This window comes from Reticulibacter mediterranei, assembly GCF_016587455.1.
The window spans coordinates 1,263,972-1,278,080 of the sequence record NZ_BNJK01000001.1 but is presented as its reverse complement, the minus strand read 5'-3'; the positions used below and the strand labels follow the sequence as shown (position 1 = coordinate 1,278,080).

At 49.7% G+C, this 14,109-nt stretch carries 10 protein-coding genes; 9 read left to right on the top strand and 1 reads right to left on the bottom strand.

The window, feature by feature from the left end; genetic code table 11:
• Positions 1-63 precede the first annotated feature (63 nt).
• On the bottom strand, positions 64-420 hold the full coding sequence (locus K3T83_RS05645) for a hypothetical protein (RefSeq protein WP_220202000.1): 357 nt from the start codon (positions 418-420) through the stop codon (positions 64-66).
• 357 nt (positions 421-777) lie between these two features.
• On the opposite strand from K3T83_RS05645, the gene K3T83_RS05640 reads away from it, so the two are divergent.
• The 9 genes from K3T83_RS05640 (at position 778) to K3T83_RS05600 (ending at position 14,042) form a co-directional block, all read left to right on the top strand.
• Complete coding sequence (locus K3T83_RS05640; protein ID WP_220201999.1) at positions 778-1,740, top strand: DUF1702 family protein; 963 nt, start codon at positions 778-780, stop codon at positions 1,738-1,740.
• A gap of 181 nt (positions 1,741-1,921) precedes the next feature.
• On the top strand, positions 1,922-5,425 hold the full coding sequence (locus K3T83_RS05635) for a type I polyketide synthase (RefSeq protein WP_220201998.1): 3,504 nt from the start codon (positions 1,922-1,924) through the stop codon (positions 5,423-5,425).
• A 74-nt stretch (positions 5,426-5,499) separates the two neighbouring features.
• Positions 5,500-7,611: an SDR family oxidoreductase gene (locus K3T83_RS05630; protein ID WP_220201997.1), complete on the top strand. Its 2,112-nt coding sequence runs from the start codon at positions 5,500-5,502 to the stop codon at positions 7,609-7,611.
• Positions 7,612-7,616: 5 nt separating this feature from the next.
• Positions 7,617-8,039: an acyl-CoA thioesterase gene (locus K3T83_RS05625; RefSeq protein WP_220201996.1), complete on the top strand. Its 423-nt coding sequence runs from the start codon at positions 7,617-7,619 to the stop codon at positions 8,037-8,039.
• Between the two features lie 15 nt (positions 8,040-8,054).
• Positions 8,055-9,857, top strand: a complete 1,803-nt coding sequence (locus K3T83_RS05620; protein ID WP_220201995.1) for a CRTAC1 family protein — start codon at positions 8,055-8,057, stop codon at positions 9,855-9,857.
• Positions 9,854-10,882: a hypothetical protein gene (locus K3T83_RS05615; protein WP_220201994.1), complete on the top strand. Its 1,029-nt coding sequence runs from the start codon at positions 9,854-9,856 to the stop codon at positions 10,880-10,882. The genes K3T83_RS05620 and K3T83_RS05615 overlap by 4 nt, the downstream gene beginning before the upstream one ends.
• 5 nt (positions 10,883-10,887) lie before the next feature.
• The gene (locus tag K3T83_RS05610; RefSeq protein WP_220201993.1) at positions 10,888-11,760 is read left to right on the top strand and encodes an RnfABCDGE type electron transport complex subunit D; all 873 of its coding nucleotides are present in this window, start codon (positions 10,888-10,890) and stop codon (positions 11,758-11,760) included.
• Between the two features lie 172 nt (positions 11,761-11,932).
• Positions 11,933-12,868, top strand: coding sequence for a helix-turn-helix domain-containing protein (locus K3T83_RS05605; protein WP_220201992.1), 936 nt, complete (start codon positions 11,933-11,935; stop codon positions 12,866-12,868).
• 562 nt (positions 12,869-13,430) lie between these two features.
• Complete coding sequence (locus K3T83_RS05600) at positions 13,431-14,042, top strand: XTP/dITP diphosphatase (RefSeq protein WP_220201991.1); 612 nt, start codon at positions 13,431-13,433, stop codon at positions 14,040-14,042.
• The last annotated feature ends 67 nt before the right edge of the window (positions 14,043-14,109 follow it).

Genomic DNA, 14,109 nt, shown 5'->3' with positions numbered 1-14,109 from the left:
CGCATGATGAGGCATCTGGTGCCAGGAACGCACGGCTTCACGTTGCAAGGTGATTTTGCCGTCTCATAAAGATATACTATCAAATGTGTTTGCTGAAGGATAATACAAATCAAACCCACGAGGTAATCGTTTGATCAGAGCATAAGTTTGCAGAAGCTTGAAGAAGGAAGGATCCTTGATGTGCTTATGTAAAAGCAAGTGTTGTCTGCGGCGAATGCACTCAGGCGAAGTATGTAGGATTCGACCAGATTCGACCAGTGTGTAGCACTTTTCATCTTTTAGGCCGAGACGAAGCGAAAGGATTAACATGTCTCGCTGTTCGATAGAACGAGTTGCTACTTGCTCACCGAGAAAAGAAATTAGCTGTTTTCTAAGATTCTCGATATTTTCTTCTTCTACCTGTGGATTCTCCTGTGACATATTCTATCTTTTCTTTTACTATGATCACAAGCATGATCCAATCATGTCCTTAAATTATGTGTTACGATAGTAACATCATTTTATAAATATTGTCAAGATTTACTGAGACTACCTTTATTCTCTCTAACAGAAATTCAAGATTTAGCAATATCGGAGAAGCATGATTCAGGAAGTGCAGTTTATACTGCTAATTGGTAGATGTGATAATCCAAAAAAGCGAAGACCGTGAAATAGAAAAACTCTGCTATTAACGTCAGAGCTTTTTCTATTCCTGTTCATGTTTGTTTGTAGATGTACCCTTAATGGAGAGCTTTAGATGTAGTGCGATACATAGAAGTATATATAAAGGAAGAAAGCATGTTGTTCTCTACGAAGGGATTACTCGAAAAATTTCTTAAAATACCGCCAGAAGAAACTGATTTCACCAGACGTGGTTTTCACACAGGTGCCTTCTCTACGCAAGAACAACTGGAACGCAGTGCCTCCACATTTATCCTTGGGTATCACACTGCCCTCTCAAGTGACAGCAATAAGATGCTGGCCGTTCAACTTGAGCAAATAGATCGTGAATTGAGGGGCTTCGCCTACGAGGGGGCTGGAATGGGTCTTGCCTTACTCGATTTCCTTTTCCCCTGGAAGAAACGTTTTTTGCCATTTACCCGGCTGGAAGGCAATGCTCACATTTATATGTTGTATGTGGGATGGGGGTGGACTATGGGACGTCTTCCACGGAAACACATAAAAACTACAAAACGAACTCCTTATGACCCTCTTCTCAGCTGGTTAGCCTACGACGGCTACGGCTTTCATGAGGGCTATTTCTCCTGGAAACAGACGCTTCTCCGGCAGCGCTGGCCGTTTACCCTTCCACAAGGATATGCTCGTCGCGCTTTCGATCAAGGACTCGGTCGAAGCTTATGGTTTGTTGGAGGTGGGGATATCTCCTACATTGCCGACTGTATTCGTGCTTTTTCATCTATTCGGCAACCAGATTTATGGAGCGGCGTGGGGCTTGCTTGCACTTATGCAGGGGGAGTCACTGCTGAAAAGATACAGCAACTCTGTGAGGTCTCTGCTTCATTCCACTCACATCTGGCACAAGGAGCTGCTTTCGCGACAAAAGCCCGGCAGCGAGCGGGTAACCTGGGAGCACATACGAGACTCGCGAGCGATATCATCTGTGGACTTCCTACCGAAGAGATCGTTCACCTTGTGGATTCGTCTCTCAATAATCTGCCTCCTGGTCGTCTTGAACCTGCGTTTGAACTGTGGCGTCAGCGCATCCGAGCTTCTTTTGACATTCCAGTGGCCTCTAGGTGACTCCTGGAGCCAACCGGCCACGGGCTTGCTCATCATATCTTTCTGTTTTACAGAAATCATATTCTCCTGAAGAAACATTAGCAGGGAGAGTCTTTCTAAGAAAATACTTTCTTGTTGCAAAAGTGTCTTGCCCGTTCCAAATCCTTTGATAAGCGCGGGCAACGAGAGGGGAAACATTCTTATGCAGGCTATAGCTATTGTTGGAATGGCATGTCGTTATCCTGATGCACGCTCACCGCAAGAACTCTGGGAAAATGCACTCGCACAGCGTAGAGCGTTTCGCAAGATTCCATCAGAACGCCTGAATCTCGATGATTACTATCATCCTGATCGAAATATGCCTGACCGCACTTATTCCTCACAGGGCGCTTTTCTGACTGATTATATTTTTGACCGTGAACATTTCCGCATCGCCGGGAAAACGTATCGCTCAAGTGATCTGACGCACTGGTTAGCTCTCGATATAGCAGAGCAAGCCATTGCCGATGCGGGTTTTTCCAAAGAACGTATGCTTCCGGCTACCTCAACAGGAGTGCTCGTTGGCAATACTCTTACTGGTGAGTTCTCCCGTGCTCAGTTGCTTCGCCTGCGCTGGCCCTATGTTGCACGCGTGGTCACACATGCGCTCCTCAAGCAAGGTTGGCAATCCAATGCTATACAAGACTTTCTCGTCCAGCTTGAGCAGGAGTATAAGAGACCCTTTGCCCCGGTAGGAGAGGAAACGTTGGCGGGCGGCCTCTCCAATACTATTGCGGGAAGAATATGTAACTACTTTAACTTGAAAGGAGGAGGGTATACTGTTGATGGTGCCTGTTCTTCCTCTTTACTTGCTCTCGTCCATGCTTGCAAAGCTCTCGAATCCTTTGATCTCGATGTTGCGCTTGCTGGCGGGGTTGATCTGAGCATTGATCCTTTTGAGATTATTGGTTTTGCCAAAACATCGGCTCTGGCGGCTGAGGAGATGCGTGTCTACGACCTTCATTCCCGTGGATTTCTTCCCGGCGAGGGGTGCGGTTTTATTGTTCTGATGCGCTATGAAGATGCCATAGCCCAGAATTGCCGTATTTATGCGGTGATTCGTGGATGGGGCATATCATCTGATGGAAGTGGTGGTATCACGCGTCCAGAGGTGGGGGGGCAACATCTGGCTCTGAAACGTGCCTATCAGCGCAGCGGATTGAGCATTGATACCGTTCCTTACTTTGAGGGACATGGTACGGGAACCGAGGTTGGTGACGCAACAGAGTTGCAGGCGCTTGCCTTTACCTGGGATCAGGTATCAGATCTCTCTCCGACGAAGAAAGCATATATCAGTTCCATTAAAGCAAACATTGGTCATACAAAAGCCGCAGCGGGGATCGCTGGATTGATCAAAGCGACTATGGCAGTTTCTAATCAGATCATTCCGCCTACAACCGGAATGGTTGAACCTCATCGAGAACTGACTCGCCCTCATGCCAAGCTTCAGGCGCTTCAGCAGGGGAAGCTCTGGCCTGCTGAGGCACCCCTTCGAGCTGGAATCAGTTCAATGGGCTTTGGAGGGATCAATACACATGTTGTTCTGGAAGGTGTTGCTCAGGAGCGACGGCACACACTTACTCCCCCCGAACAGAGACTCCTCACTTCTTTTCAGGATGCGGAACTTCTGCTGCTGCGTGCCCCAGACGCCGAAGCCCTGCAAGAGCAGATTGCTCAACTTTTAGCGCTGGCACCTCGCCTTTCCTATGCGGAATTGACGGATCTCGCAGCATTTCTCGCTAACCACCTCCAACCTGGATCAGTGCGTGCCGCTCTCGTTGTCTCAAAGCCCCGCGAATTCGAGCAACGCCTCAAACAACTTCAAGAGATTATATCCGCAGGTGCTCTTACACATATCGATCCAAAGTCACATGTGTATTTGGGCCATGGAACTGCCACACCCCGCATTACATTTCTCTTTCCAGGTCAGGGCGCTCCATCTTACCTGAGCGGTGGCATCTTACGATCCTGTTTCCGTGAGGTTGATGCCCTCTACCTTCAGGCTGATCTTCCTGAGCATGCCGATGGAAAGCGCACGGAAATTGCACAACCTGCGATCACTACCGCTTCATTAGCCGGTCTCATAGTCCTGGAAAAGCTGGGAGTGCAAGCAGACATCGGACTCGGCCATAGCTTGGGAGAACTCACCGCTTTACAATGGGCAGGGGTCATTGATGCTCCAGCCCTCTTGCGCCTGGCGCGAGCGAGAGGAGCGGCTATGGCACAGGTGAGAACACAAGAGGGAGCGATGCTCAGCGTGCAGGCCGACGCACAGACGGTGAGAGAACTTATACGTAACGCTCCTGTTGTGCTCGCAGGCTTGAATTCGCCTCGCCAGACCGTTGTTGCTGGGGATGTGCTCTCAGTCAATAAAATTGCCGCACGAGCTCATGCCATGGGATTCCCGTGTGTGCGCCTCGCGGTCTCTCACGCTTTTCACTCGCCGCTTGTTGCCCCAGCGGTAGACATGCTAGCAGCCAGCTTGCGGCAGGAATATTTTGCTCCTGCTTGCCGTAGCATTGTCTCAACGGTGACCGGCGATTTTGTGAAAAATGACCGCATTGAAGAGTTGCTCTGCACGCAGGTAACAGCACCAGTACGCTTTCTTGAAGCAGTGGAGCGCATACAGAGCAATACGGATCTCTTCATTGAGGTAGGTCCAGGAAAAGCATTGACTAAACTCCTGCTTGACATTACTCAAAAGCCAGGTGTGGCTACAGATGCTGGTAGTCCGTCAATCAGTGGTATACTTTCAGCGAGTGCGGCAGCTTTTGTCCTCGGAACTCCTATAGATACTTCAGGTCTCTTCGCGCACCGTTTCACCCGTCCAATCGACCTCAACTGGAATCCTTCATTTCTCATCAATCCCTGTGAGCAAGTAGCGCTCTCTGACATCGAACATACTACAAATACTCAAGAGAACACATCCATGCGACAGGAAGTCATGTATTCCTCCACAGGGACAACCCTTGAGCTAGTGCGACAGATTATCGCCACTCGTACAGAGCTTTCATTGGAGCTGCTTGACCTTGAGAGTAGAATGCTCAGTGATTTACATCTCAATTCCATCACTGTTGGGCAAATTCTCGCTGAGGCCAGTCGAGCGCTTGGCATCGCACGTTCAGGTTCCCTCCTGCAGTATGCGGATGCTCGATTAGGTGAAATTGTTCAGCTGCTTGAAGATTTACAACAGCAGTCCATCTCATCAGCAGACGAGCAAGAGCAGAAAAAGGAGCCGGATGGCCTTTCTCCATGGATACGATGTTTCTCTGTCGTCGAGCAAGAGAAAGCGCTTTCAGCCCCTCTGATCGATCAGAAGCCAGGAGACTGGCAGATTTTCGCGCCACGAAACTATCGGTTCACACAGGACTTTACACGCGTCTTTGCATCGCTCAAAGGGGTCGGTTCTGTGGTCTGCCTTCCTGCTGACCTGGAAGTTCATTCTGTGGACCTGCTGTTACAGGGAGCACAAGCTACGATTGCGCGACAGGAGGCAACACATTTTGTTCTTATTCAACATGGGAGCGTCGGCGCGGCCTTCGCCCGGACCCTCTATCTCGAACATCCACGCCTGACGGTTTGCATCATTCATCTGCCCCCGATCTCCCGTCTCTCATTACATATGTTGCCGCCGAAGTGCGAGCAGCCACGAGCTTCGTTGAGGTGAGCTATGACATGCAGGGAAAGCGAACAGAGCCGGTCCTCGTCCCGTGTGCATCAATAGTTAAAAGTGAACCTTTAATGCTTGACTCGAACGATGTTTTGCTCGTTACAGGTGGTGGGAAAGGTATCGCTGCCGAGTGTGCCTTTGCGCTGGCTCAGGAGACTGGTGTTACACTTGCTCTCCTGGGAAGATCGCATCCACAGTACGACCCCATCCTGGCGGAACATCTCACGAAGCTGGAAATCGCTGGCATTCATTACCACTATGTATCTATCGATGTGCAGGACGCGCTCGGAGTTGCGCAGGCGATCCATGAGATTGAGGCGCGTCTTGGTCCAATCACTGCGATCCTCCACGGGGCTGGTGTTAATGATCCCGCCCTCTTAAGTACGCTCAATGAAGAGACGTTTAAGAAGACACTTGCGCCCAAAGTAAGAGGGCTAGAGAATATTCTTTCTGCGATCTCGCCCCAGCGGATCAAATACTTGATTGCTTTCGGCTCTATCATTGCGCGCACTGGTATGCAAGGAGAGGCACACTACGCTCTTGCAAACGAATGGCTGGGACACATCACAGAAGCGTTCCAGCGTGCCTATCCTGCTTGCTTCTGCCTCTGTATTGAATGGTCTGTCTGGTCGGGAGTAGGAATGGGGGAACGCCTTGGCCGCGTTGAAGCTTTACGTGCAGAGGGCATTATGCCCATTCCTGTCGAGGCAGGTATTGCCCTCTTCCGCCAGTTGCTCTCACAACGTCAAACAACAGCCAGGATCGTTGTCAGTGGACGTTTTAGCACCGTTCCTACCTTGAAAATGGCGACCTGGCAGCTTCCTTTCTTACGTTTTCTGGAGAAACCTTTGATCTTTTATCCAGGTGTTGAGCTAGTTGTCGATGTGGAGATGTCCACAACGACAGACCTTTATCTCAATGATCATCAGTTGGAGGATGAACGACTCGTTCCAGCTGTGATTGGTCTGGAAGCGATGGCGCAGATCGCTATGGCTGTGACCGGGAAGCAGGTCAGACCGTCGTTCACCGACGTACGGTTTGTCAGGCCTCTTGTGATTCCAGAGCAAAGATCTGTGACGTTGCGCATGATGGCTCTGGTTCAACACGACGGTTCTGTAGAAGTTGCCATTCGTTGTTCAGAAACGACCTATCAAACCAACCACTTCCAGGCTGTTTGCCACTTCTCGCAGCAATGCGTGGAACAAAGATCCCTCCAATGGCCTGCATCGGGAGAGACTATCGTGCAGTTGCAGCTACCAGATGACCTCTACGGGCAACTTCTCTTTCATCGCGGTCGTTTCCAGAGGATTCTGCGCTATACCTACCTTCATGCCAGGGAATGTATCGCCGAGATTGCCCCATACACGAGTGGAGCCTGGTTTGCACGCTATCTTCCATCAGAGTTCATTCTGGGAGATCCAGCAAGTAGAGATGCCATCATCCATGCCATCCAGGCTTGTATCCCCCAGGCTACTCTTCTGCCTGTGCGCGTGGAGTCTCTTTCCTTTGCGGAACAGCCCTTTGTACCAGGAGAAAAGATAAGAGTTTACGCACGTGAACGCGAAAGACAGGGAGACTCCTTTATCTACGATGTAGAAGCTAGAAATAGCGATGGGCAATTGCTTGAGCAATGGAGTGGTCTACATTTGCAACTTGTAGGTGCGCTCCTCCCTCACAAACGATGGGCTGAGGTTCTGCTTGGACCGTACTTTGAGCGCCGCATACCTGAATTCTACCCTCAGATGCAGCTTTATCTCGCGCTTCACAGGGCTGCAAATGCTTCTCTGACCGTGAATCTGAACAATTCAGATCAGGAGAGTGTTCGCATCGACATAGTCGTGCCACGATCAAAGGATGACTGGAACAATATTCTCAATGCACAGCAGTATGAGCTTGCAGAACAACTTGCAGAGGAAAGTCTAGAAGACTTCGATAGTGCCGCAACGCGCGTTCTAGCGGCGAGCGAAGTTCTGAAAAAAGTTGCGTTACCGCTCGATATTTCACTTGTTCTTGTCAAGACTGAACATGACGGCTGGCAGATTCTAGAAGCAGGACCATATGTGCTTCTGACGTTTGTTACACACGTGCGATCTCAGCTTCAGCCACTTGCTTTCATCTTCTGTCATCAGAGCATGACAGACGTTGAGCGGCTCAACCTTGTCGTTGATGCCCAGAGAGGATAAAGATTTTGAAACGTGTTTATGAGTATCATTACATTGTTTCATTTGAAGACACAAACCTGGTTGGCAACGTCTACTACGCGAACCACATTCGTTGGCAAGGTCGCTGTCGAGAAATGTTCCTTTTAGACCATGCTCCGACAGTTGTTGCTCAGTTCCAGGAGGGACTCGCCCTTGTCACGACTCGCTGTTCATGCGACTACTTCGCTGAGTTATACGCTTTTGATCGACTTATTCTCCGCATGAGTCTGGGAGAGCTTACGCAGAGCCGTATCTCTCTACTCTTTGAGTACTGGCGCAAAACGCTAGAAGGAGAAGAATTGATTGCACGAGGAGAGCAACAGGTTGCCTGTATGAGGCGAAGAAGTGAACGGATGGAACCGGCTCCTGTTCCCCAGGAGTTGCGCGAAGCTTTGAAGCGATATGAATGAGAAAGGATTGTAGTAATGAAACAACTTTTTTATCCATTTACTCGCAGACAATTCCTCTCGCGGGCTGCACAGGCAAGCATCGGTGTTGCAACGGTTGGTGCGCTCTGGGTGGCACGCGAGACAGGGGTCTTCGCCACCTCTACACAATCCGGCGGAAAAAGTAGAAGTAACTACCCAATGTTTCAACTGCGCGATATTTCCAGGCAGGCTGGAGTCCACGTTGTACACCATAAGGTTTTTCTTGATGAGAAGCTGAGCAATATCATGCCGTGGATGGCATCTGTTGGCGCTGCTGCTGCCGCTGCCGACTACAATAATGATGGTTTGATCGACATATTCGTCTCTTCATCAGGCCATAATACCCCCTGTCATCTCTTTCGCAACAACGGTGACGGCACCTTCACTGACGTTGCAGAAGAGGCAGGCATTGCCAATCTGAACGAAAGGGGTGGTGTCATGGATGCAGTATGGGGAGATTTTGACAACGATGGCTGGCCGGACCTCTACATTGTCAAATGGAGTGCACCAAATCGCCTTTTCCGTAATAACCACGATGGGACATTTACGGATGTGACTGTCTCATCGGGAACGGGTGAGGCCTCGAATGGGAATGCGGCCATCTGGCTCGATTACAATGGTGATGGACTCCTGGACCTCTATATAGGAAATTATTTCCGTCCAGAGGATAATCTCTGGGATCTTCATACAACGCTGATTATGCATAATGACTTTGAGAATGCCCGCAATGCCGGGCCGAATGTGCTGTTTCGCAACAATGGTAACGGCACCTTCACCAATGTTGCGCATGAACTGGGGGTCGATGATACTGGCTGGACCCTTGATGTTGGTGCCTGTGATCTTTTCAATACAGGGCACATGGATCTCTATCTTGCCAACGACTTCGGTCAGGATATTATCTACAAAAACAACGGCAATGGCACCTTCACCAATATCACCAAGCAGGCTCTCCCAATTGACACGAGAAAGGGGATGAACGTTGACTTCGCTGATCTGGATGGTGATGGTTATCCTGATATCTACGTAGCGAACGTGACACAGCCTGGCTATCTGGTCGAAGGAAATTTCCTCTGGCATAACAACCGCGATGGAACCTTTACTGATGTTGCTCCTAAACTCGGCGTGGCCGATGGTGGTTGGGGCTGGGGAGCAAAGTTTGTGGATTTAGATAACGATGGAGAGATGGAAATCGTCGCCCTCAATGGCTTCGTTTCGGCTGGCAAAGAAGACTACTGGTACTATCTCGGCACAATGGCGACAACTCCTGGCATTATTGTCGCAGATGCACGCAACTGGCCCCCCATTGGCAATATGAGCATTTCTGGCTACCAACCATCGCGCCTCTTTGTCAAAGACGGTAATCGCTATATCGAGATTGCTCAAGATGCCGGTATAACCGATCTGTACGATGGGCGGGGGGTGTGCGTTGCCGACTTCGATAATGACGGTCTTCCTGAGTTATTTGTCGCCAACCAGGGTGCTCCTTTCCTCCTCTACAAGAATTATCCTGCGCATCGAAACCACTGGATTGGATTGCGACTGATTGGAACAGGAAAGAGCAATCGCGACGCTATTGGTGCTCGTGTGACGCTCACCGCTGGCAGCCGCCGCTTCGTCAAATGGGTTGATCCAGGCAGTGGATTTGCCTCCCAGTCAGATCGTCGTCTTATCTTTGGCCTGGGTCCACTGCGAGCAGTTGAGGCAATAGAGATTCGCTGGCCTGATGGGCGTGTAGAGCATCTCCCATCTCTTCCCATTGACCATTATCACACTATCACCGAAGGAGAATCAGTCGCATGAGCAGCACATCCTCGCCGAGAACTGACACCAGTCTCCCTGTATTGCCCAAAAAGAGTGTGCCAAAGCATAAAAGTCGCAAACGCTGGTTGATTGGAGCCTGTGCAGGCGTCCTCATTATCATTGGAGCCGTCGTTGCTTATGTACTGTTAGGTACTCAGGTTACGCCTTTGAAGCTTCCAATGCTGCCAGCCAACCTATCTGACGATCAAATCGGCCTGGCGCAATGGCAAGAGTATCAACTGCCACTTCCCGCTCATCCTCTGAGTAACCCCTCTCTGCCAGCCAGACCCCAGGTTACGCCAGGATTGGCTTCGCTGGAAGATGCAGCGGGTCAGGCTTTCATAAAGCAAGGAGATCTCACGCGTGGCCTGGCTTACCTGAAAGCTGCTGCTCTGGCAGTGCCTGACAACCTTCGCTATAGTAATGACTACCGCTTAGCTCTCCGTGACCATCAGCTTTATCAGGACGAGCTGGCCTTTTTCATGGCGCTGGCCCGCAAATTGCAGACTCCCAATACGACTATCCAGTATGCATTGGCCTACGTCGATCTCATGCGTTCCTGCCCAAAGCCCCCTGACGGCCTTGTTTGCCAGGCTCAAGATTCGTACAGTTCTATTGGTATCCTCAATGGGCTGCTTGAGAAAAATCCGTACAATATTGTCGCCCGCTATGTTCGTGGATTGAATCACATCTACTGGCCGACCCAAATGAGACATTTGCCAAACGCGCAGGAAGACCTCCAGTATGCCGTCGCGCTGAGTCGCTTCCAGATGAAGATCAGTCCGGGTTTTGCTCCTCAAGCTTATATAGCGCTCGGCGATGTTTTTGGCAAAGCTGGCGACATCAAAGTAGCTCGCAATGTCTGGCTGAACGGCTTAAATGCTGTCTCAACACGAGAACAGACACCATTACAACAGCGACTCGCCATACCGCAAGATCAACTGACCTCGATGGAAAATCAGCAATTGCGCGGCCTTGGTGTGTACGTCAATACCGATCTCTCTCTCTTCTGGATGAAAGGATAGCTTTTATGATTTGGAATTTCCACGGACTGACTATTGTTGGTTTCAAGCTGCGCGATCCACGCGTCTTTATGAGCTGCGTGTTGATTGTGTATACAATCGTCGGGCAAACTATACTGACCTTTGATCATGGATGGTTCCAGATTCTCCTTTCACTGTTCGTTGCTTGTGCAACAGATATGCTTCTGAACTACTGGAAGACGCGGCAGATCATTTTACCAATCAGCGGCGTGATTACTGGACTCGGACTCGGGTTGCTGGTCGAGTCCACATCGCCCACTTTGCTGTGGCCGTATGTCGTAGCACCGATTCTGGCGATTCTCTCCAAACCATTCATTCAAGTAAAAGGGCGACACATTTTTAACCCTTCCAATTTTGGCCTCACTGTTCTCCTATTGCTCTTTCCTACTGAGGTCACGACTACTTCGACACAGTGGACTGGATCGCTTGTAATGGTTGCGATCATCTTCCTGGTCGGAAGCTTCTCAGCGTATCGCGTTTCTCGCCTGGACCTGGTCTTCTCGTTCATTGGAGGATTTTGCGTGATGGCCTTCATCGAAGAGATGATCCGGCACAATGGTTTTGCGCTCGCCTACGGTCCGTTGCTGGGGGCAGGTCTCCAGCTATTCATCTTGAGCATGATCACCGATCCCAAAACAACCCCGGCTACACGAGGCCAACGCATTATTTTTGGCTTAAGTATTGCCGTGATTGATGGTCTGTTGCGCCTGGTAAATAACCAGTATTCGCCGTTTATTGCTCTCTTTATTGTTGCCGCCTGTTTCCCCTTGTATCAGACAGTGTTTGATGCTATACGGGCAAAGAGATATTATACAGGAAAAGTAATTAAAGAAAGTGAGAAAGAACAGATTTTATTGTAAAACGATAGTGAGATTTTGATGATATTGTGTGGGAGAGAAGGTTTCTCATAAGAATAGACCTGTAAGTATAGGTTCTATGTAAATCTTCTCTGGTACATAAACATAGGAATATAGTAAACTTTGTAGGTACATGACTACGTAGAGAGAACTATAGAGAAAGAGAGTGATAACATTGTCAAAAGTTATAACGTCGCTTTCTATCTACGATCAGAGCGTAGAAGTGCCTTCTCATCTTTTTAATAGCGGTAGCCGCAAGATAGGCACAGAGAGATCCCGCCACCATGCTGTAAGACAGGCTATTGCCATGATGCGCTCTCATTTTCAGAATCCACTCACACTACAGGAAATAGCTGATTCAGCACAACTCAGCCCTTTTCACTTTAATCGTGTTTTCCGCAGTATTACAGGCATTCCCCCGAGTGTTTACCTGGCGGCTTTGCGTATTGAACAGGCCAAAAAATTGCTCATGAAGACCGATCTCAGCGTGACCTGCATCTGTTTCGACGTTGGGTATAACAGCCTTGGAACATTTACTACCCGTTTTACTCAGTTTGTTGGAGCAACTCCTACACAATTACGACAGATCAGTCAGGATAAAGGACTGCATTCCTTACTTCAAGATTGGGAGCTACTCAAAGATAGCCTCGCCCTGCTTGGGCAGCGTCTGGAGAAAAGCACGATTGAGGGGAAGATTAGTGTTTCTCAACCCTTCGAGGGCCTGATTTTTATTGGTGTGTTTACCGATCCCATTCCTCAGGGACCTCCTGTCAGTTGCACAGTTTTAACAGAACCTGGAGACTATTATCTTACGTCAATTCCCGAAGGGAAATATTATCTCTTCGCGGCTGCCCTCCCAAGGACAGACGACTTTATTGGAATGCTTGAGGCCAGGTCTTCTTTGCGCTGCACCGCCCAACAACCGCTTTCTCTTCAGCATGAGGGTACGCGAAAGTCTATTGATCTGGTACTCAAACCCATGCACTGGACGGATGCTCCTATCCTTATCGCGTTGCCCTGGCTCCTTATTTCGCGATTCGCGAAGTTTTCTCAGGTGCCTTCGGGTTATCAAGAAGTTGCAGCAGTAGGGAAGAACAGCTATGGTTGGTAGAAACCTTGGTAGGCTTGATTAAAGCGCTCGTGCAAATTAAGGCCGAGGAATAATTCTCCTTCCATTCCTCGGCCTTGCTTATCAACAAACCCGATTACATTCTCTAGCAGCAGCCTCTAGAGACGATTGACGCGTTCGTAGTTGACATCAGTGTTGACACACGTTTTGGCGTCATTCTTTGAATTTTTCCGAACTCCTTTGAACTCTTTTACAAAGGGGGTCAGAAAGGCAACCTTCTTGAGAAGCGCCGGGAGCCGCTGTCGCGCAGGGCTTTCCAATTCTCCCATCTAGCAGGAGTGCAGAGGGCGGCAGCCCTTTGCCGGGGTGCGGGGTGTCCCCGCAAAAACCTTTTTTCTTCTCTTTTGCGCGCCACCGCAGGCGGCGCGCGAAGGAGGGAAGGAAACTGGGGACGCCCCAGGCCCCGGCAGGGAGACCCCTGCACCCCTTTGAGCGGAGAACTGGAAAGCCCTGCGCTGTCGCGCGGACCACTTGCAAGCTTATCTTTTATGGAGTATTATAGGAGACAATATTCTGTGTTTGTCTAGTTGGGAGACCCCTACGCATGCGTGTCCTGTTGCTGGCAACGACGAATCCTCATAAAGTGGATGAGTATCGCGCCATTCTTTCTGATCTACCTTTTACTTTACTTTCCCTGAATGATATCCAACTAGACATGGATGTGGAAGAGACAGGAACCACTTTTCGCGAAAATGCTGAACTGAAAGCCAGAGCTTATGCTCAAGCTTCCGGGCTGCTTTCTCTTGCTGACGACTCCGGCTTAGAAATCGATGCGCTTGATGGCGCTCCTGGCGTATATTCCGCGCGCTTCGCTGGCGTGGACGCCACCTATGAGGAGCGCTTTGATATATTGCTCACGCGACTGCGAGATGTACCTATGGGGCGGCGTACTGCACGTTTCCGGTGTGTCATTTCCCTGGCGGAACCCTCCGGGTATTTGCGTAGTGTGGATGGGACTATTGAAGGCGTGGTTGCGGATGCTCCACGTGGGAAAAATGGCTTCGGCTATGACCCTATTTTTCTGGTGCCTGCCCTGGGAAAAACAACGGCTGAAATAACCGCAGAACAGAAGAATAAAATCAGCCATCGTGGGCGTGCAGCGCAACTGGCCCGTGAACTGCTTGAACACTGGCCTCCATCTTCTGCTCCGCAATGAGATACACCTACTATTGATCTCAGAGGATACACTAGTGAAAGCAGGAGCAACCACAAGAGACATGAGG